General features: G+C 60.1%; 1 protein-coding gene. It reads left to right on the forward strand.

Going from position 1 to position 479, the window contains the following annotated elements:
* Positions 1-479: hypothetical protein (locus EOA22_RS36960; protein ID WP_164756349.1), on the forward strand; the 479-nt coding region annotated here is incomplete at both ends.

The following is a 479-nucleotide window of genomic DNA, read 5'->3' on the forward strand; positions in this document are numbered from 1 at the left end:
CCTCAGCAATACGAAGGATGTGCAGCTCAATGGTCTGCAGCTGAACGATTTCGACAATTTCGGTATCCGAGGGTTCGAGGTGAATGGCTTCGCGCTCACCAATAGCGTGGTGAACGCAACCTCTGGCACGAACGGCACCAGCGCCGCGGCCGACGAAGGCTCGATCAGCTTCCGCGCCGCCGACGCCGCCCATAACGGCCTGACCGGCACCGTCGCCATCACCAATTCGGTGATCGCGAACGGCCTTGAGGACAATTTCAACGTCTTCAACAACAGCGGCACGTTGAACATCACTGTTTCGGGCTCGACCTTCCGCGACACCTCCGTGGGACCGCCAGGCAATGTCGGCCTGCTGCTGCAGGCCGACGGCACCGCCAACATCACCGGCCTTGTCACGAACTCGTCGTTCCTGCGCAATTTCGCGAGAGGTATCCAGCTCATCAACAACGGCTCGGGCAACATCGATTTCGATGTCGGCC

The organism is Mesorhizobium sp. M7A.F.Ca.US.014.04.1.1, from assembly GCF_003998745.1.
GTDB classification, from domain to species: domain Bacteria; phylum Pseudomonadota; class Alphaproteobacteria; order Rhizobiales; family Rhizobiaceae; genus Mesorhizobium; species Mesorhizobium ciceri.